Here is a 19,996-nt window from a genome sequence, read left to right as displayed (position 1 = left end):
ATTCAGCTTGCGCCTATCCGGCGACCCATACGGCGCCATCGCCGACGACATAGATTTGCTTGTCAGGGTTTTTGTCGATGGCGAATCCGCCGGTAAATCCACCGAATGCTGGCAGCAAACTGACCGTATCGCCCATGTAAAAGCAGGCCAGTCGCAAACTTTGCCGGCCTCGGCCCTGCAAGCGATAAACCGGATGCACGTGGCCGGCCAGCACGTGATGCGTTGCGTGTGGATCAGGCTCATGTTGCAGCGCGAACGGGCCCAATAGCAGCGGTTCTGTAACCACTTCGATGGCAAGACTGCCAGGCGGATCGCCTGCGCGTTTGTCATGGTTGCCGCGGATCAGCGTCATACGCAGTTCAGGGCGCGCCTCGCGCCACTCGCCAAGCGCGTTCAGTGTGGTGGCCGCGTGAGATTCAGGCGCATGCAAAAAGTCGCCGAGAAAGATCAACCAGTCGCAGCTGTAGGCAGTCAGCAGTCGATCAAGGCGCTCAAGATTACTTTGAGTCGTGCCGCGCGGCACCGGTTGGCCCAGTTTTCGATAGGCAGCCGCCTTGCCGAAATGCACATCGGCGATCAACAGGGCGCGGTATTCAGGGTAGTAGATTGCCTTGTCGGCCAATAACCAAAGCTCGGCACCTGCCAGATGGATCGCAAGATAAGGCTTCATGCGTTGGTCTCGGGCCCGGCGGCCTTCTCAAGATCGCGCACCATGCGCGCGATCCGGTCGGCGAGTTTCTCCGAGCTCAGGCTTTCGCGCATGCGCTCCACCAACAGTGGAAAGGCCAGAGGCGTGGCGCGTTTGATGAGGTGCACGTCAAGTTCGCGCTGATTGATGCGTTGCAGGGTTTGTTCGAGCCGTTGCACGTCCAGTTCCTGTCGCAAAACTTCCTCCTCGGCCTGGGTGAGCAGCAGATTGCTGGCGTCATATTGTTTGAACACCTCAAAGAACAGGCCGCTGGACGCCTGTAGCTGTCGATTACTCTTGGGAGCGCCTGGGTAGCCGGAAAACACCAGACCGGCAATCCGGGCGATCTCGCGGAAGCGGCGCAGTGCCAGCTCACCGGCGTTCAGGCTGGCGATGATGTCAGCCATCAGATGATTTTCCGTGAATAGATCCTTGCTCAGCTGCTCGGCCCAGTCGATTGGCGTGGCGCTGAGCAGTTCGAAACCGTAGTCGTTGACCGCGATAGAAAAAGTCAGCGGCGTGTCCCGGCTCAGGCGCCAGGCCAGCAGACTTGCCAGTCCCAGATGCACATGCCGTCCGGCAAACGGGTACAGAAACAGATGCCAGCCTTCCCGGGACTTGAGCACTTCGGCGAGCAACGTGTGTTGCCGCGGCAAGCCCGACCAATGCCGCTGAACCTCCAGCAGCGGTTTGACGGCCTGCATTTCCGGGCTGACAAACTCGCCACGCGCGGCGGCGTCGAATTTAGCCACCACCGCGTCGGCCAGTTCGTTGGAGAGCGGCATCCGTCCGCCGTTCCAGCGTGGCACAGCGGCTTTCTTGCTGGTGGCGCGCTTCACGTACGCGGTCATGTTCTCGACCCGGACCAGTTCCAGGAGGCGACCGCTGAACAAAAAGCCATCTCCGGGCTTGAGGCGTGCGATGAAGCCCTCTTCAACGCTGCCCAGTGAACCGCCGCCACCGCCTTTGGACCAATACTTCACGTTGATGCTGGCGTCGCTGACGATGGTGCCGATGCTCATGCGATGGCGACGTGCCAATCGCGCATCCGGGACCCGCCAGACGCCGTGCTCGTCGGGCTCTACGCGTCGATAATCCGGGTAGGCTGTCAGCGAGTGGCCGCCATGCCGGACAAACGCCAGCGCCCACTGCCATTCCTCGTCGGTCAGCTCGCGGTAGGCCCAGGCGGTGCGCACCTCGGCGAGCAGCTCGTCGGGCAGGAAGCCACCGCCAAGGGCCATGCTGACCACGTGCTGCACCAGGACATCGAGGGGTTTGTGCGGCGATTCCCGAGGCTCGATCATTCGTGCGGCTATCGCATCGTGGGCCGCCGCCGCTTCAACCAGTTCCAGGCTGTGAGTGGGCACCAGCGTAACGCGTGACGGACGACCCGGCGCATGCCCGGAACGACCCGCACGCTGCATCAGGCGCGCCACGCCCTTGGCCGAGCCGATTTGCAGAACCCGCTCGACGGGCAGGAAATCCACGCCCAGATCGAGGCTGGAGGTGCAGACCACCGCTTTCAATTGCCCTTCTTTCAAGGCGCGCTCGACCCAGTCGCGCACTTCGCGGGACAACGAACCATGATGCAAGGCAATCAGGCCAGCCCAATCAGGTCGCGCTTCGAGCAACGCCTGATACCAGACTTCCGACTGCGCTCGGGTATTGGTGAACAACAGGCAACTGGCGCTGCCTTCCACCTCGACCAGCACTTGCGGCAACATCCGCAGACCCATGTGCCCGGCCCATGGAAAGCGCTCGATTGCGGGAGGCAACAGCGTATCGACCAACAGCTCTTTGCGGATCTTGCCCTGCACGCTGACACCGCCGTCGCCCAGCAACACCTGCTGCGCATGGTCTTGATTACCCAAGGTCGCAGAAACGCCCCACACGATCAGTTGCGGATTCCACTGGCGCAGACGGGCGAGCGCCAGTTGCAGCTGGACGCCGCGCTTATTGCCGATCAGCTCATGCCATTCATCAACGACCACCATCTTCAGCGTCGACAGCGTGCTTGACGCGTCGGCACGGGTCAGCAGCAGGGTCAGGCTTTCCGGTGTGGTGATCAGGGCGGAAGGCAGGCGGCGACCTTGTCTGGCGCGTTCGCTGCTGCTGGTATCACCGGTGCGCAGGCCGGTGCTCCAGTGGATGTCGAGATCCTGCAAGGGAGCTTCCAGGGCGCGTGCGGTGTCGGCGGCGAGGGCGCGCATCGGCGTGATCCACAGCACGCTCAGTGGCGCAGCAGGTGGTTTGCGTTTGCGCGGTTTGTCATCAGGCAAAACTTTATTAGCCTGGGCAAAGCAATTCAGCGCGGCAAACCACACTGCGTAGGTTTTGCCGGAGCCGGTACTGGCGTGTAGCAGCCCGGACTCGCCGCGTTTGACGGCCGACCAGACTTCTTTCTGGAAAGGAAAAGGCTTCCAATCGCGCGCCGAAAACCATCGCTGAGCGAAATCGGTGGGTCTGCTCATGCGCTCGGTGTGCTCTGAATGGGGGGTAAATCAGAGACAGCGGGGGGAGGGGAATAGTTTTGCTTTCGCGGACAAATCCGCCGCGGGTTGGTCGCATTTCAACGGCGGGAGCGAGCTTGCTCGCGAAGAGGTCAGTCGAACCAGCGGACCCTGCAAGCCGAATACCGCCTTCGCGAGCAAGCTCGCTCCCACGAGCCAAACACTTACTTCAAATTGCCGCTCAGGAATTGCTGCAGACGCTCGCTTTTCGGATTGCCCAGCACTTCATCCGGATGGCCGGATTCTTCGATCTGGCCCTGATGCAGGAACACCACCTGGCTAGCGACTTTGCGGGCGAAGCTCATTTCGTGGGTGACCATGATCATGGTGCGGCCTTCTTCGGCCAGGCCCTGGATCACCTTGAGCACTTCGCCGACCAGTTCCGGGTCCAGCGCAGAAGTGGGTTCGTCGAAGAGCATGATTTCCGGCTCCATCGCCAGCGCCCGGGCAATCGCCACACGCTGTTGCTGACCACCGGACAGAAATGCCGGGTACTGGTCAGCGACACGTGCCGCCAGGCCGACTTTGTCCAGGTATTTGCGGGCGCGTGCTTCGGCTTCGACCTTGGAAACGCCCAGCACCCGGCGCGGCGCCATGGTGATGTTTTCCAGAACCGTCATGTGTGCCCACAGGTTGAAATGCTGGAACACCATGGCCAGCCGCGTACGAATGCGTTGCAGCTCATCGGGATCGGCGACGCGCATGCCGCCGGAATCGCTGACCATGCGTACTTGTTGACCGTCCAGGGTCATGGCGCCGTCGTTGGGTTGTTCGAGGAAATTGATGCAGCGCAGAAACGTGCTCTTGCCCGAACCGCTGGCGCCGATCAGGCAAATCACGTCGCCTGTGCTGGCCTTGAGCGAAACGCCCTTGAGCACTTCATGGTCGCCATAGCTTTTATGCAAGCCATCAATGGTCAGTTTGTACATGACAGGCAGTCCTTAAGGAGAAAGTAGGTAACCGCTGCGGTAGGCTTCGGTGCCTGCAACGTGAGCGATGACCATTCCGGCAGTCGCCATGCGCCGTAACGAGCGGGCGTAGAGCAAACCGGAATTAAGAGTATGGATGGGGGTGACGAGGTCGCTGATCGGGTCGATGATCTCGGCGATCAATTGCCCGGCCTCAACGTGTTCACCCGGCTGGGTGCAGAACACCAGCAAGCCGCCCACCGGAGTCGCTACAGGTTCCACTGCGGCCAGGGGCGTTGCGGGGAAAAGCAACTCGGGTGGCGGCGCGGCCTCGGCGGCAATTGCGCCAAAGTGACTGAGGTAACTGATCAGCGCCTGACAGTCGCGGCTGGCCAGGGCGTGATTGACGTCGCCCTGGCCGCGCAGTTCGAGCGTGACCGAAAAGCTGCCCATCGGGATCTCGAAGCGATTGCCAAAGCGTTGCTGCAATTGCCACCATACCAGCGTGAAACATTCGTCGAACGATTGGCCGCCCGAATCGGTTGCCAGCAGGCTGGCCTGGGCGCCGAGATAACGCGACAGCGCCTCCACCTGGGGCCAGGCTTCCGGCGTTGTGTACAGATGTTCAACTGCTTCGAAGTCGCAATGCAGGTCCAGCACCATGTCGGCATCGCAGGCCAGGCGTTGCAGCGTCAAACGCTGTGACTGCAATTGCGTGCTGGCGACTTGCGCCTCCAGCGCGTTGCGCAGGCTACGGCGGATCAGCTGGACATTGTGCTGCGGGTCGTCATTGAGCTGCGCCTCGACGTCATCGCCCACTTCCTGGCCGAGATCCACAAACCAGCGGTTGAAGTTCTGGCCGCTCTCCAGTTCATAACGGCCCAGCGGAATATCCATCAGGATCTGTTCCAGCCCGACCGGATTGGCCACCGGCACCACGACGATTTCGCCCAGCAACAAGCCGGCGTTTTCCAGCTCGCTCAGACGCTGCTTCAGATGCCAGGCGAGCAGCATGCCGGGCAGTTCGTCGGCATGCAGCGAGGCCTGGATATAGATCTTGCAGGCGCCGTTCTGCGGGCCATAGTGAAAACTGTGGATCTGGCGCGCGGTACCCGGCATCGGGGCCAGCAAATCGTGGGTTTCATGGCGCATATGCGGTTCCTAGTGAGCCGGGCCGAGGAAGGCCAGCCAGCGCCGTTCGGCCAGACGGAACAGGCCCACCAGGATGAACGTGACGCACAGGTAGATCAGCGCCGCGATTCCGAAGGACTGGAACGTCATGAACGTGGCGGAGTTGGCGTCCCGAGCGACTTTGAGAACGTCCGGCACCGTGGCGGTGAACGCGACGGTGGTCGAGTGCAGCATCAGGATCACTTCGTTGCTGTAATAAGGCAGCGAACGACGCAACGCTGACGGCATGATCACATAGGCGTACAGCTTCCAGCCGGTCAGGCCGTAGGCTTTGGCGGCTTCGACTTCGCCGTGAGCCATGCTGCGGATCGCCCCGGCGAAAATCTCCGTGGTGTAGGCGCAGGTGTTCAGGGCAAAAGCCAGGATCGTGCAGTTCATGGCATCGCGAAAGAACGCGTCGAGCACCGGCTGTTCGCGAACGGCGGCGATGCTGTAGATCCCGGTGTAGCAAATCAGCAGCTGTATATAGAGGGGCGTGCCGCGAAACAGGTAGGTGTAGAACTGCACCGGCCAGCGCACCCAGGGTTTGCTCGATACCCGGGCGATCGACAGCGGTATCGATACGCAAAAGCCGATGGCAATGGATGCACTGAGCAGCCACATGGTCATCGCCAGACCGGTAACGTGCATGCCGTCGCTATAAAGGAAGGGCCGCCAGTATTCCTGAAGCAGTTCGATCATCGCTGCGCCTCCCGGCTGCCGGCTGCGTAGCGGCGTTCAGCCCAGCGCAGCGCGAAGTTGGAGGCGCTGGTGATCAGCAGATAAATCACTGCCGCAAGCACCAGGAAATAAAACAGCTGATACGTGCTCTTGCCGGCGTCCTGCGCAGCCTTGACCAGATCCGCGAGACCGATGATCGACACCAGGGCCGTGGCCTTGAGCAGCACTTGCCAGTTGTTGCCGATACCCGGCAGGGCAAAACGCATCATTTGCGGGAATACCACGTAACGAAAACGCTGGCCGCGTTTGAGGCCGTAGGCAGTAGCGGCTTCAACCTGGCCGCGCGGCACGGAAAGAATCGCGCCCCGGAACGTCTCGGTGAAATACGCACCATATATAAAGCCGAGAGTGATCACGCCTGCACTGAAGGGATCAATTTCGATGTAGTCCCATTCCATGGCATCTGTCAGCTGGCTCAGCCAGGTTTGCAGGCTGTAGAAAATCAGCAGCATCAGGACCAGGTCGGGAACGCCACGAATCAACGTGGTGTACATCTGCGCCGGCACGCGCAGGATAGCGCTGCTCGACAGTTTGGCACTGGCGCCGATCAGGCCGAGCAGAATGCTCACCAACAGCGACAGTACCGATAATTTGATGGTCATCCAGGTGCCTTCGAGCAACAGCGGGCCGAAGCCTTTCAAGCTGAACGCCGAGAGTCCCAGGTTTTGTATAAGGGCATCGAACATGGATAAAGCCTTTAGCGGTCAATAAAACAAAACGCCCATCGACAACGGCGCAGGATTGTCGCCGGAATCGATGGGCGTCGGGGTGTTATTTACCGCTGTACAGAATCAGATCGTCGAAGTGTTTCTTCTGGATCTCGGCGTACTTGCCGTCGTCGTGCAGCGCTTTGATACCCTTGTCCAGCAAGGCTTTCAGGTCTTTGTTACCTTTGGCGATGCCGATTGCGGTCTTGGCTGGCAGCAGCGGGCTGTCGATAGGCTTGCTGACTTCATAACCAGCGCCGGCCGGAGTTTTCAGGAAACCCAGTTCGGCTTGCAGCATGTCCTGAACCGAAGCGTCCAGACGACCGGAAGTCAGGTCGGAGTAAACCTGATCCTGGTTCTGATAAGCCTTGGTGGTCACGCCGGCCTTGTCCAGAACGGCCTTGGCATAGGCTTCCTGAATGGTGCCTTGCTCGTAGCCAACGGTTTTGCCTTTCAGGCTGGCCGGATCAGCAGTGAAGCCCGCGCCTTTTTTGAAGACCAGCGAGGTCGGGCCGGAGAACAGTTCGTTGGAGAAGTCGATAACCTTCTCGCGAGCTGGAGTGACGGTCATCGAAGAAATGACGCCGTCGAATTTTTTGGCTTTCAGGCCAGGAATCATGCCGTCGAAATCGCTTTCGACCCAGACGCATTTCACTTTCAGCTCGGCGCAGATCGCGTTACCCAGGTCGATGTCGAAGCCGACCAGGCTGCCATCAGCAGCTTTGGATTCAAAAGGTGCATAAGAAGGATCGACGCCAAAGCGCAGTTCCTTGTATTCCTTGGCCATTGCATTACCAGCGGCTAGACAAATAGCCAATGCAGAGAGGGTCAGCCATGCTTTTTTCATCGTTCAGTCCTTAAAACCAAATTGAGCGTTGGGAACACGCGAGGCTTGCTACCGGCGGGTGCCAGACCCGAGAAGATAGCAATTTCCGAACCAAAGATACGAACGTGCGTTTTAAATGTACGCAGTTGTCGCAATGCTGTCTTCGGGCCTGACTGCATGCGACTGCGAGAGTGTAGCTGGTCCGCAAAAGGCCTCGATTGGACAAAAAAACGCCTTGCGTAATGCCTGATTGCGGCTCGTACGCCTCCAGGTGTGGGCGTTTGTCCGTAGCAGGCGTCCTCGCAGGAGTCATTCGGTAACCATTGAGTAGCTATGCGCACCTGCGCGCACACAAACAGGGCATGCATCCGGGCGAAGGAAAATCCGCGCCCCAAAAAAGAGCGCGCATCCTACCCCAACAAATCCTGCAGCGTCGACAGGCTGTCAGCCTCGGCGACCGGTTTGTCCTGACGCCAGCGCAGCATGCGCGGGAATCGCACGGCAATCCCGCTCTTGTGGCGCTTGGACAGTGCGATGCCTTCGAAACCCAGTTCGAACACCAGGCTCGGGGTAACACTGCGCACCGGACCGAATTTCTCCACGGTGGTCTTGCGGATAATGGCGTCGACCTTGCGCATTTCTTCGTCGGTCAGGCCTGAATAGGCTTTGGCGAAGGGCACCAACGTGCGTTCGCTGGACTGCGGCGGACCATCCCAGACGGCGAAGGTGTAGTCGCTGTAGAGACTGGCCCTACGGCCGTGGCCGCGTTGCGCATAAATCAGCACCGCGTCGACGCTGAACGGATCGACTTTCCATTTCCACCAGACGCCCATGTCTTTGGTGCGGCCCACGCCGTACAAGGCTTCCCGGGCTTTGAGCATCATGCCTTCGACGCCGAGGCTACGCGAGGCTTCGCGCTGTTTCTGCAGATCCGCCCAGTCCTTGCCGGTCAGCACTGGCGACGGCAGCAAGACCGGGCTGTTGCAGGTTGCGATGACTTTTTCCAGCTGAGCCCGTCGCTCATGTTGCGGGCGACTGCGCCAGTCATGACCTTCCCATTCGAGCAGGTCATACGCCAGGACCACCACCGGCACCTCTTCGAGGATTTTCTTGCCCAGGGTTTTGCGGCCGATGCGTTGCTGCAGAAGCGCAAATGGCTGCACTGAAGGTTGCGCTGGTCCAGAGCCGACCAACTCCTCGCTGCTCAAGGCAAACTCGCCGTCGGCGACCGTTTCACTTTGTGGTGCTCTCCAGACCACAATTTCGCCGTCGATCACGGTCCCGTCGGGCAGGCTCTGGGCCAGTGCATGCAGCTCCGGGAAGCGATCGGTAACCAACTCTTCGCTCCGCGACCAGAGCCAGAGCCGACCTTCGCGCTTGACCACTTGCGCGCGAATGCCATCCCATTTCCATTCCACCTGCCAGTCATCCACCGGGCCGAGCAGGTTTTCGAACTGATCCACCGGCTGTTGCAGGGCATGGGCGAGAAAAAACGGATAGGGCTGGCCGCCACGCTGGGCGTGTTCATCTTCGGACTCTGCGGCGATCAATTTGAGAAAGCCCGCAGCGGTCGGGCGGTGGGACAGATCGGTATAGCCGACCAGACGTTGCGCAACCCGCTTGCTGTCGATATCCGCCAGGGCGGCGAGGGCGCGGGTCACCAGCAACTTGGACACGCCGACCCGGAAGCTGCCGGTGATCAGTTTGATGCAGACCATCAGGCTGACGCGATCCAGTTGCGTCCAGAAGCTGGACAGGCGTTCGGCAAGTTCTTCGGGCGGCAAGCCGCGCAAGGGCAGCAAGTGTTCCTCCATCCAGATCGCCAGGCCCTGATCCGAACTGTGCACCGCTTCCGGCAACAGCAACGACAGGGTTTCCGCCAGATCGCCGACCGCCTGGTAACTTTCTTCGAACAGCCATTCGGGCAAGTGCGCCAGGGTCATGGCCTGTTCGCGCAGCAGTTTGGTCGGCACCAGTTGGCGTGGGCGTCCGCCGGCCAGAAAGTACACCGCCCAGGCCGCATCTTCTGGCGGAACCTGCGCAAAATATTCGCGCATGGCGGTGAGTTTTGCGTTGCTGGAGGTCGTTGCGTCGAGCCGGGAATAGAGTTCGGCGAAGGCTTTCATGACGCCACCTCGTCGGGTTCCAGGGCGGTGGCCTGTTCGAACTTGGCCTCGCCCGAGTCTTCCTCGTCGCCATACTCGGTCACGAAACCCTGAGCATCCAGCCCGGCTTCGCGCAAATAACGCACGAGAATCGCCACCGAACCGTGGGTCACCATGACCCGTTCCGCGCCGGTATTTTCAATCGCCCACAGCAGTCCAGGCCAGTCGGCGTGATCGGACAGCACGAAGCCGCGATCCACGCCGCGGCGTCTGCGGGTGCCACGCAACATCATCCAGCCGCTGGCGAACGCGTCGCTGAACTCACCGAAACGGCGCATCCAGGTGCTGCCGCCAGCTGAAGGCGGGGCGATGATCAGCGCCTCGCGCAGCGCCGGGTCGGTCTTCTTGAAGTCGCCGGCGTACTGGGTTTCAGGGATGCGTACGCCTGCTTCGCGGTACACCCGGTTCAGCGGTTCGACCGCGCCATGCACGAGGATCGGACCGATCTGCGGATCAATGCCATGCAGGATTCGCTGGGCTTTGCCGAACGAATAGGCGAACAGCACACTGGCTTTGCCGACCGCCGCATTGGTCCGCCACCAATCGTTGATCCCGGCGAAAATTTCCGACTGCGGCTGCCAGCGGTAGATCGGCAAGCCGAAGGTCGATTCGGTAATAAACGTATGACAACGCACCGGTTCGAAGGGCGCGCAGGTGCCATCCGGTTCGACTTTGTAGTCTCCGGATGCAACCCAGACTTCGCCTTTGTATTCCAGGCGCACTTGCGCCGAGCCCAGCACGTGACCCGCCGGATGCAGGCTCAATTTCACGCCGTGATGCAGCAGGGTTTCGCCATATTCAAGGGTCTGCAGGTTGATGTCCTGGCCCAGCCGCGCGCGCAAAATCCCTTCGCCGGGTGCCGCAGCCAGGTAGTGCTCGTTGCCGGTGCGGGCGTGATCGCCATGGCCATGGGTGATCACCGAACGTTCCACCGGGCGCCACGGGTCAATATAAAAATCCCCGGGCGGGCAATACAGACCTTCGGGGCGAGCGATAACAAGATCCATGGGATGACCAAGGCGATGGGCTTGTTAGTTATGAGGCGGAGTGGGGGAGGAAGTTCGCTCGTTGAACAGGGCTCGCAGCTGGATGGTGGGCGCGCTCATCACTGAGTCTGGTCGGCAGGATAGTTCGGTGATATTGCAACTGGATCAACCATTCAGGTGGCCGACGCGCATCAAACAACCTGGCGTAATCCGGGTGGCATTTGGGCGTCCAGCCTTGTTTCATTTTACGTCGGTACTCAAGCGGCGAGACGCCCAGGTATTTTCGGAACACTCGCGCCAGCTGCTGGCCATCGAGCAGGCCGGCACGGCGGGCGATTTTGTCGACCGGCAAGTCGCAATCGAGCAGCGCCTGGCGCGCCAGCTCCAGGCGCAACAGCAACAGGAAAAGATACGGTGGATAGCCGGTTTCCTGCTTGAAGTGCCGACGGAAATTACGCTCGCTCATGTGCAGCGTCAGGGCGGAGCGCTCCATGCTCAGGTCGTCCGCGATGCGCATCAGCCACCACGCGCAAACTTTGCCGGTGACCGAGTGGGTTGTTGCAAGGGCATGCAGCAGGGGGGCATGTTCGGTGAGCCCCGCCTGCACTGACGGAATGTGACTGCTTTCATTTCTGAGCAGCAGCATGATCATATCGCTGGCATTGATGCGTTCGCTGGTGGTGTAAAACTGGCCGTCCACCTGTAAGCCTTGCTGTGGCTCCACCAGCAATTGCGGAAAACGGCTCGCCAGCGACGACTCCAGCGCCGAATGAGTAGTAACCCGACGCTGATCAAGCAACCCGGCCGCGGCCAGCCAAAAGACTCCGGCCCCTAACGCAACCACACGGCTCACCTGCGGCGTTGTCGTGCGCAGCCAGGCGAGTGCGTCTTGTGGCAACTGCGCAACGGAACCCGGAAGTCCATCGAGAATGATCAAGGTGTCTATCGTTCGGGTATCGGAGTGCGTAGCGGCTGAACAAGATTCACTGCTGGGCGTTGCTGTTTCGAATGTATTAAGTGCTTGATGGGAAAGTGAATAAATCTGCGCAGTATGGATAACTTTATGGTCTTCGGTCCTGGGCGCGTGCGCATTCAGCGCTGCAAGTGTTTCCACTAGTCGCAGGGCATCATCGGTGTAGGCTCCCGGGTACATGAGTATTACAACTTTATGGAGTACGACCGTCCTTGGTGCAGGCTCGGCTTTCATGCGTAGACCATTCATGGGGTGCGGGATACAAGTAATGAAATGAATGTCTGGGTCATGTAGAGACGCTTCCGGTAGTTTGAGCGATAAGGCAAATTTTATGCACTAGCGACCTTTGGGCGTTGAGTCTGGGCTAGCTGCGTTTATGCCTGCTTATGAGGTATGAGCGCCAAGACCCTTGCAGCAGAGCGTCGTCAATATAATAGCGTCAAAACATAGTCGCATGATGACCTTGCAGTCAACACTAAAGACTATTAAATCCTGGCCGATACCTTGAGTTCCTGGCACCGCGTCGCTCCCGCCCGGATAAATATCCCGACCGCTAAAAGTATCGTGTATGTAGCGTTGCGTATCGATAACAAAACAATAGACCCTGTCATTGTTCATGACTACTTTGGATAAGTGGTTGCAATGGGAATGCGTTGCTTTGTTGATCTGGATCATGACTGGCCAGATTTGCAGCGATGTTGTCCGGGAATGCAGCGGTTAAGAAAGTCCCCTCTGGTAATCACTCGATAATATGGCGGCTTATTGGGTTCAGGCTGTTTGCGGCCTGTATTGTCCGGTTGAATATTAACGTGGAGAACTATCATGACTGGAATAAATGCACGCACGGTCCTTGCACTTTCATTGCTGGTTGTTGGCACGGTTACTTCAATGAATGCCGCCGCTGCCACGGCGACTTCAACCATGAGCGTAACGGCTTCGGTGGTCGCCGCTTGTACGGTTTCGGCCAGCGCGCTGGCGTTTGCGGCCTACTCGGGAACAGCGGTTGATGGCTCGGCGAATCTGACCGTCAATTGCACCAACGATGCGCCATACACCATTGGTCTCGGGGCCGGTAACGGTACCGCCGCAACCACGACGACGCGGGTTCTGACGGGTTCGCTGTCAGGCACCACGATGAATTACGGTCTGTACCAGGACGCCGCCTACGCCACGGTATGGGGCGATACGGTCGGCACCGATACGCTGGCGGGTACGGGTGACGGTGCCGACCAGACCATTCCAGTGTACGGTCGCATCGTCGCGGGCCAGAACGGCTCGGTGGGTACTTACACGGACAGCGTCGCCGTCACTGTCAATTATTGATCCGGCGCCCTTCGAGATGCTCCGTGATTTCAAGGTACGGTGTGCATTGATGGTGATCTGCCTGTGCGTGTTCGCACCACAGGCATTGGCTCAGGCACTGGCCATTGTGCCCGTCAGCCAGCAACTGCCGCCACAACAGCGAACGGCCAGCTTTACCCTGACGAACCATTCGGACAGTGAAGCGCTGGTACAGATCCGTGGCTATGCGTGGTCGCAAACCGAAAGCGATGAAACGTACACGCCGACCATGGAGCTGGCGGTCAGTCCGCCTTTTGCGAAGATTGCCCCGGGTCAGACGCAAGTCATCCGTATTCTGTTGCGCACCCCGGCCGGGATATCCGAAAAAGCATATCGGGTATTTTTTGATCAGATCCCCGATCGTTTGTCCGGCAAAGTCGAAATGGCGCTGCGCCTGACAGTGCCGGTTTTTTCCAGCGCACAACCGGCCGGGCAGTCGGACGTGGAGTGGCGTCTGGAGCTGGTGGGCGACAGGCCGACGCTGGTTGCGATCAACCACGGCAAGCAACACGCGCAACTGGTGAACCTCTCGTTGACGGCTGCCGATGGTCAGGCAGTCAAGCTCAAGGGCATGGGGTTGCCGTACCTGCTCAGTGGCACAGAGCGCAGATGGCCGTTACAAGGGGTGCGTGGCCGTCTCGACAAGAGCATGCGCCTGCATCTGCAGACTTCAGGCCCCGGCGACCATTGGGATCAATGGTTAGAGATCAAATAGTGAGCAGTGGTTGGTACTTGCTGCTGGCACTGCTGTTGTTAGAAGTTGCACTTCCGGCCTCGGCAGCCTTTTCTCAGACGCCCGCCACCGGGCAGCAAACCCTGCTCTTGAGCGTCACCATCAACGGGCGTATTCACGATGGTATCCAGGAGTTCGTCAAGCGTGATTCGGAGTTATTCGTGACGCGGGCACAGCTGCTCGACCTGGGTCTGGTTGTCCCGGAGCAGCTGGTGGCTCCCGCTGGCGGGCTGATCGGCCTGTCGAGTGTCGACGGCTGGTCGTGGCGACTGGACGCAAACGCACAGGTGCTGGCACTGCAGATTCCTCTGCGTAGCCTGCAAGTTCAGCAGTTAATCCCCCGACCGACACCTTCGTTGGCCAACATCGACCGCAGCGACCCCGGTGCCGTGCTCAACTATGACGCCCAGTTCACTCATGATGGCGATCACTCCAGCTCAAGCATTCTCAACGAATTACGCGTTTTCAGCCCGATCGGCGTGGTGCAATCCAGCGTTGAGCAGACCCGCAGCCAGAGCTTCAATCGCACGGTGCGCCTGGACAGCACGTATAGCGTTTCCGATGCCGCTACGTTGCAGAGTTACAACGTGGGCGATTTCATCAACGGTGGACTGAACTGGACTCGCCCGGTTCGCATGCTCGGCGCGCAGATGACCACCAACTTCGCCTTGCGGCCTGACCTGGTGACCTATCCTCGTCCGGGCATGACGGGAGAAGTGGCAGTGCCGTCGTCGGTGGATATTTACGTCAACGGTCTGCACCAGACCACGACCCGGATTCAGCCCGGCCCGTTTGAACTCAACCAGTTGCCAGTGACCTCGGGCGGAGGCGACGTCTCGGTTGTCGTCAAGGATGCCAGTGGTCGACAGACGACTCAGACGTTGCCTTTCTATACCAGCACGTTGCTGCTCAGTGAAGGCCTGGACTCTCTGGCTGTGCAGGCCGGTCTGGTGCGGCGCGAGTATGCCACGCGCTCCAATGACTACGCTCAGCCGGCCGCCTCTGTGAGCTATCGCCATGGAGAAACCCCCACCCTGAGCCTGGAAACACACCTGGAGACCACGTCCGGGCTGGCCATGGGCGGTGTCGGTGCCAACCTGTTGGTCGGCCATTTGGGTGTGCTTTCGGCCTCGGTGGCCAGCAGTTCCTACGACGGTGAAGGCGGTTTTCAATATGGGCTGGGTATCGCTCGCACTACGCCGTATCTGAGTTTTGGTTTCAGCATGTTGAAGGCGGATCGGGGATTTGCCGATATCGCCTCCGCCAATGATGACTCGATGCCCAGGACGACCCTGCGCGCCAATCTCGGTTTTCCCATTCCGGGCGTGGGCACGCTGGGGCTGGTGTATGCCCGCAAGATGGTCAACCTCTACACCCTTGATGACTATGACGCCGACTATGTGAATGCCACGCAACGCATTTCAACGTCGACGCTGTCAGCGACCTTCTCCGCGCCGCTGCCTATGAAAGCCTACGGTTTTGTCACGGCGTTCCACGATTTCAAAGGCAACAGCGGTAATGGCATGTTTGTCGGGATCTCCATACCTATCGGCGACACAACATCGTTGAGCGCCAGCTCCAGTCGTAGCGGCGACAGCACCTATCAAACCGTCGAGGCTCGCAAAAGCGCCGTGCAGCGCGGTGATGTGGGGTGGAACGTCGCCCATCAAACCGGGACCCAGACCCGAGACGATGCCGGTGTGAACTACAAGTCTCCCTGGGGGGAAGTGGGCGCCGAAGTTGAGCGCAGCGGCGGTGACATGGCCTATCGCGCCACCGCGCGAGGCGCTTTATCTACGCTCGATGGGCGGTTGTTCGCGTCCAATACCGTCTACGACAGTTTCGCTGTGGTGGATACCGATGGCCTGCCGGGCATAACGGTGTTGCAGGAAAACCGTCCGCTGGGCAAAACCGATGCTGACGGCTTGCTGTTTATCGAAGGCCTGCGCGCATACGAATCCAACAACCTGTCCATCGACGCGGGAGATGTTCCGATGGATGTCTCCTTGAGCAACGCCATTCTTGAGGTGCGCCCTTCGGATCGCTCCGGTGTTATCGCGAAATTCCCCATTCGACACAGCCGCAGCGCAACCCTGATATTGCTCGATGAACAGCATCGACCGGTGTTGCTGGGCAGTCAGGCAGTGTTGTCCAGCAGTGGTGAGGCGGGGGTGGTCGGCTATGACGGTGTGACCTTCTTCAACAACCTTGCGGAGCACGAGCAGGTTTTGGTCAATCGGCCGGGGCAGGCGTCCTGTTCCGTCAGTTTCGACTATCAACCGCAGGCCAATACCATTCCACAAATCGGGCCATTGATTTGCCGTTCTGGAGTCAGACCATGAAGCTACCGACCACACTCTGCTGCATTGGCATCGCCCTGATGTGCTCACCGGCGATGGCGTATCAGTGTTCTGTCGCAGCAACACCGTTGAGTTTCGGGATGGTCGAGGGCCGCTCAGGCCAGGTCACGCGCAGCACCGCAACGCTGACGGTGGTCTGCCAGAGCGATAGCGCGGTCACGGTCAGTTATCAGCTGTTGTCTGACACCTTCAGCCTGAATGAAAGAACCATGGTGGGTGGTAACGGCGCAGCAAGCTACCAGCTGTACACCTCGGGAAGTTATCAACAGGTCTGGGGCGACACGGCGGGCAGTGCGATTTCCGACAGCTATACCCTGGCGGCCAATACCTCGCAAACCCGGGTCTACACGGTGTATGCCCGGATGCAGCCCGGCCTCAAAGTGGGGCCGGGTCAGTACACCTCAATCAGCGCGGTACGCCTCATTTACTGAGGCATTTCGGGCTATTTGCCCGGGATCAAGGTCAAGCGCTGCTTGCCATACGCCTTCTCAAGATTCTGCTGCTGCACCGGAATCGTTTGATACAGGCCTTTGAGCGCAGGCTCGATGGCGTCGCTGTAATTGGCGCTGGCCGGGTTGCCGGACTGGCCGATGTTGACCTGGCCCATCATCGGTTCGGCCTGGCTGAAGTCGACGATCATGCGCATGCCGGGCGCTACCGGGCTGTCGAAGTTGGTGCCCCATGGATAAGCCGCGATGTTCAGCGTGCTGTGGTCGCCGCCCGCAGCGATTGCGCCATGCTCGACGCTGTTGCCGATTAACGGATTGCTCTGCCAGACGTAGCGGTGCAGTTTGCCCCATTGCCAGCTCTTGTGATCGCCGCCCAATTGACTGTCGCCAGCGGTAATGGCCGCGGCGAGACTGCGGGCCAGAATCGTCGGTTTGTCTTCTTTCTGCGGGGTTTTCACGTCGTCCCAGTACGGGCTGTCTTCGCGACCCAGCAAGTGATCAGCCTGGGGCGAGTAAGACAGGCTGGCGTTCTGCACCAGCGCTTTCCAGGCCGGGCTGCTTTCCGGGCCCAGCTCATCAAGGAAAATCTGCCTGGTACTTTCCTGCAGAAACAGCTCATACAGCGCCGCGTCGGCGGAAGTCGCCGCCAGCTTGCCGTCGAACGCCATCAAGCGTGAGTAAGCCTCACGCGCTTTGCCGCGCTCGGCTTCGGGCAGGGCATCAATGGCTTGTCTGAGCGGTTTGACCATGCCCGGCGCTTCAAGCATTTTCTTCAGTTTGGCGGCGAAGGTGGTGGTCTGGTCGTATTGCATGGCAATCACGCTGCGACTGTCCTGCTTGCCGCTGTTGGCCAGTTCGGCGATACGCTCGGCGCGCTCCGGCGTCTTCCACGAATTGGACAGCTGCATGCCGTAACCCTTGGGGAAGGTGCGCTGGTTGGCGGTGCCGATCCAGCCCTGCGTCGGGTCCTGATCGTAAGGGTGCAGCATCGAGTCGGCGAAACCGTCCCAGTCATAGCGGCTGTCCCAGCCCGGCGATGGCAGCAGGCCGAGGCCTTCACGACGATTCGGGAAGCGGCCGGTGACTTGCCAGCCGATGTTCGAGGCATCGGCGAACACCATGTTCAGGGCGATGGCGCGGATTTCCCGGCTCGCGTCGAAGGCTTTGTCCACCTTGGGCGCCCGGGACAGGTCGAAGAAAGCGTCCAGGCTTTTATCATCTTTGTAATCCGGGGTTTGCAGCGCGAGGCCGAGGCCACTGCTCAGCTGTCCGCCCAGATTGCTGTTGAGCAGCGGACCGTGGCGCGTTTCGTAAACCGCTTCGCGCACCGGGCTGCCACCTTTGATGAAAAAGGTTTCTTCGTGGGACGTCGCCGGCAGCCATTTGCCATCGGCCATGTACATCAGGCGATTGTTTTCCCGCTTGAGCTTCTCCAGAAACAAGTCCTGGTTGTCGCCCATGACCGAGGCCATGGACCACGAAAGCTTGCCGTTGAAGCCGGACAGGATCAGCGGCAGACCGGCGATTGAAGTACCGGCCGCCTGATATTTCGGCGTGCGGATCTGCACGAAAGTCCACGCCGACGACAGCGCGGCGGGCAGTTGCATGTCGTTGGCCAGCAAGCTGCGACCATTACGGCTGCGCTGCGGTGCAATGGCCCAGTTGCTGGAAGCGGCAACGCCGAGCATGTTCAAGTCCGAGAGTTGCAGGGCGACTTTGTTCAGGTCGCTGAGCCCTGATACCTGGCCGCTGAGGTTCAAACCCTTGAGCTTTTCCGCTTCGGCGAAGGGCAATTCTTCGTCCGGATAGGTCGGAATCAGCCACGCCAGCTTGTCGGTACCGACTTTTTGCGCGAGTACCAGCGAAGCCAATTCTTCCTGCAAGTTAACCGACTGGCTGAAATTCAGCAGACTGAAAATCAGCGCCGAGTCTTCGGCTTTCCAGTATTCCGGGCGATAGCCGGACGCGGCCAGGTCAGCAGGCAGCTTGTCGCGATAGCGGAACAGGTAGGCGTTGACGCCTCGGGCATAGACTTCAAAGAAGCGCTTGAGGCGTGGCGACGCGGCGTTGTACAACTCGCCGGCGTTGCGTTTCAGGTTGGCCGCGCGCATCAGGCGGTCGACATCCAGTGCGCTGGAACCGACCATTTCCGACAAGCGACCCTGAGCGAGCAGGCGCATGCCGACCATCTGCGTGATGCGGTCATTGGCATGCACGTAGCCGAGGGTGAACAGGGCGTCGTGGAAAGTGCTGCTTTCGATCAGCGGCATGCCTTGCGGCGTGCGGCGTACCGAAACGTTTTGCGCCAGGCCCTTGATCGCAACCGTGCCTGAATTGGGCATCAGCGTATCGGTGTCGCCACCGCCGAGTTGGCAGCCCGCGAGACTCAGGAAACCCGCCGCAGCGGCGGCAGCGCCGAACCGGGGTAGAAATTTGGATAGGGCTGGCGAGGCCATGGGCGAAGCTCCTGCGGGGGTGGCGTATAAAAGGCGCTACGTTAGAGAGCAGGCGCGCGGCACGCAAGCGGGGAGCGGGAGTTTATTTCAAGGTTTTTCAGCGCGCGCGGTATCGGAGTAACTGTGGGAGCGAGCTTGCTCGCGAATCGGCCGGTACATCCAGAGAAATAGTTGGCTGATAAACCGTATTCGCGAGCAAGCTCGCTCCCACCAAGTTCGCTCCAACAGGCTTCAATCCTTCGGCGGATTCACCTTGTCCGCAAGGGCATAGGCGCGCTGGGTCGCTGGGCGACTGGCGACAGTCTCGAACCAGCGCTTGAGGTGCGGGAAGTTGTCGAGGTCCTGTTCCTGGAAGGTGTGCGGCACGATCCACGGATAGATCGCCATGTCCGCGATGCTGTATTCGCTGCCCGCCACGAAGTCGCGGCCGTCCAGTTGCTTGTTCAGCACACCGTACAGTCGAGCGGTTTCGTCGACATAGCGCTTGATCGCGTAGGGGATTTTTTCCTTGGCGAAGCGATTGAAGTGATGGTTTTGACCGGCCATCGGCCCCAGCCCGCCCATTTGCCAGAACAGCCACTGCAAGGCTTCCTGACGACCGCGCAGATCCTGCGGGATGAACTGGCCGGTTTTTTCCGCCAGATACAGCAGGATCGCGCCGGATTCGAACAGGCTCAACGGCGCGCCGCCATCGGCAGGCTCGTGATCGACGATGGCCGGGATGCGATTATTGGGTGCGATTTTCAGGAATTCAGGCTTGAACTGATCGTTCTGGCCAATGTTCACCGGGAAGATCTTGTACGGCAGACCGGCTTCTTCCAGAAACAGCGAGACTTTGTGCCCGTTGGGCGTGGTCCAGTAATGCAGGTCGATCATTGAAAGCTCCGAATGAGTTCAGCGCAAAAAAGACCACCTGTTTTACTCCGACTGCAGCGGATCGCACAAATGAAAACGGCCTGCAAGGCAGGCCGTTGGCAAGGCAC

Annotated in this window: 16 protein-coding genes; 4 read left to right on the top strand and 12 right to left on the bottom strand. The window is 59.8% G+C overall.

Going from position 1 to position 19,996, the window contains the following annotated elements; genetic code table 11:
• Positions 1-13: 13 nt before the first annotated feature.
• The 10 genes from pdeM to ACP7E4_RS21140 form a co-directional block, all read right to left on the bottom strand.
• Entirely contained in the window at positions 14-670 is a 657-nt protein-coding gene (gene pdeM / locus ACP7E4_RS21185) for a ligase-associated DNA damage response endonuclease PdeM (RefSeq protein WP_426117552.1), read from the bottom strand.
• Positions 667-3,159: a ligase-associated DNA damage response DEXH box helicase gene (locus ACP7E4_RS21180; RefSeq protein WP_426117551.1), complete on the bottom strand. Its 2,493-nt coding sequence runs from the start codon at positions 3,157-3,159 to the stop codon at positions 667-669. The genes pdeM and ACP7E4_RS21180 overlap by 4 nt, the downstream gene beginning before the upstream one ends.
• 203 nt (positions 3,160-3,362) lie before the next feature.
• A complete protein-coding gene (locus ACP7E4_RS21175; protein ID WP_426117550.1) occupies positions 3,363-4,127 on the bottom strand; it encodes an ABC transporter ATP-binding protein in 765 nt (254 codons plus the stop codon).
• A 12-nt stretch (positions 4,128-4,139) separates the two neighbouring features.
• Positions 4,140-5,258: a succinylglutamate desuccinylase/aspartoacylase family protein gene (locus ACP7E4_RS21170; protein ID WP_426117549.1), complete on the bottom strand. Its 1,119-nt coding sequence runs from the start codon at positions 5,256-5,258 to the stop codon at positions 4,140-4,142.
• A gap of 9 nt (positions 5,259-5,267) precedes the next feature.
• The gene (locus tag ACP7E4_RS21165; RefSeq protein WP_426117548.1) at positions 5,268-5,978 is read right to left on the bottom strand and encodes an ABC transporter permease; all 711 of its coding nucleotides are present in this window, start codon (positions 5,976-5,978) and stop codon (positions 5,268-5,270) included.
• A complete protein-coding gene (locus ACP7E4_RS21160) occupies positions 5,975-6,703 on the bottom strand; it encodes an ABC transporter permease (protein WP_331152029.1) in 729 nt (242 codons plus the stop codon). The genes ACP7E4_RS21165 and ACP7E4_RS21160 overlap by 4 nt, the downstream gene beginning before the upstream one ends.
• An 85-nt stretch (positions 6,704-6,788) precedes the next feature.
• The gene (locus tag ACP7E4_RS21155) at positions 6,789-7,571 is read right to left on the bottom strand and encodes a transporter substrate-binding domain-containing protein (protein ID WP_426117547.1); all 783 of its coding nucleotides are present in this window, start codon (positions 7,569-7,571) and stop codon (positions 6,789-6,791) included.
• A gap of 389 nt (positions 7,572-7,960) precedes the next feature.
• Positions 7,961-9,676, bottom strand: coding sequence for an ATP-dependent DNA ligase (locus ACP7E4_RS21150; RefSeq protein ID WP_426117546.1), 1,716 nt, complete (start codon positions 9,674-9,676; stop codon positions 7,961-7,963).
• A complete protein-coding gene (locus ACP7E4_RS21145; RefSeq protein WP_426117545.1) occupies positions 9,673-10,722 on the bottom strand; it encodes a ligase-associated DNA damage response exonuclease in 1,050 nt (349 codons plus the stop codon). Before ACP7E4_RS21145 ends, ACP7E4_RS21150 begins: the two co-directional genes overlap by 4 nt.
• A gap of 28 nt (positions 10,723-10,750) precedes the next feature.
• On the bottom strand, positions 10,751-11,908 hold the full coding sequence (locus ACP7E4_RS21140; RefSeq protein ID WP_426117544.1) for a GlxA family transcriptional regulator: 1,158 nt from the start codon (positions 11,906-11,908) through the stop codon (positions 10,751-10,753).
• Between the two features lie 588 nt (positions 11,909-12,496).
• Between ACP7E4_RS21140 and ACP7E4_RS21135 the strand changes: the two genes are divergently transcribed.
• The 4 genes from ACP7E4_RS21135 to ACP7E4_RS21120 are packed head-to-tail and all read left to right on the top strand — an operon-like array spanning position 12,497 to position 16,539.
• Positions 12,497-12,997, top strand: a complete 501-nt coding sequence (locus ACP7E4_RS21135) for a Csu type fimbrial protein (RefSeq protein ID WP_426117543.1) — start codon at positions 12,497-12,499, stop codon at positions 12,995-12,997.
• A 16-nt stretch (positions 12,998-13,013) separates the two neighbouring features.
• Positions 13,014-13,730, top strand: coding sequence for a fimbrial biogenesis chaperone (locus ACP7E4_RS21130; protein WP_426117542.1), 717 nt, complete (start codon positions 13,014-13,016; stop codon positions 13,728-13,730).
• On the top strand, positions 13,730-16,090 hold the full coding sequence (locus ACP7E4_RS21125; RefSeq protein ID WP_426117541.1) for a fimbria/pilus outer membrane usher protein: 2,361 nt from the start codon (positions 13,730-13,732) through the stop codon (positions 16,088-16,090). The genes ACP7E4_RS21130 and ACP7E4_RS21125 overlap by 1 nt, the downstream gene beginning before the upstream one ends.
• Positions 16,087-16,539, top strand: a complete 453-nt coding sequence (locus ACP7E4_RS21120) for a spore coat protein U domain-containing protein (RefSeq protein WP_426117540.1) — start codon at positions 16,087-16,089, stop codon at positions 16,537-16,539. The genes ACP7E4_RS21125 and ACP7E4_RS21120 overlap by 4 nt, the downstream gene beginning before the upstream one ends.
• 11 nt (positions 16,540-16,550) lie before the next feature.
• Here the strand turns inward: ACP7E4_RS21120 and ACP7E4_RS21115 are convergent, their stop codons facing one another.
• Together ACP7E4_RS21115 and ACP7E4_RS21110 are read right to left on the bottom strand one after the other, a co-directional pair.
• On the bottom strand, positions 16,551-19,013 hold the full coding sequence (locus ACP7E4_RS21115) for a penicillin acylase family protein (RefSeq protein WP_426117539.1): 2,463 nt from the start codon (positions 19,011-19,013) through the stop codon (positions 16,551-16,553).
• Positions 19,014-19,244: 231 nt separating this feature from the next.
• The gene (locus ACP7E4_RS21110) at positions 19,245-19,889 is read right to left on the bottom strand and encodes a glutathione binding-like protein (RefSeq protein WP_426117538.1); all 645 of its coding nucleotides are present in this window, start codon (positions 19,887-19,889) and stop codon (positions 19,245-19,247) included.
• Between the last annotated feature and the right edge of the window lie 107 nt (positions 19,890-19,996).

The organism is Pseudomonas sp. DSP3-2-3, assembly GCF_049898225.1.
Taxonomy (GTDB): Bacteria; Pseudomonadota; Gammaproteobacteria; order Pseudomonadales; family Pseudomonadaceae; genus Aquipseudomonas.
The sequence above is the reverse complement of the archived record's forward strand: the minus strand, read 5'-3'. Positions and strand labels throughout refer to the sequence as shown.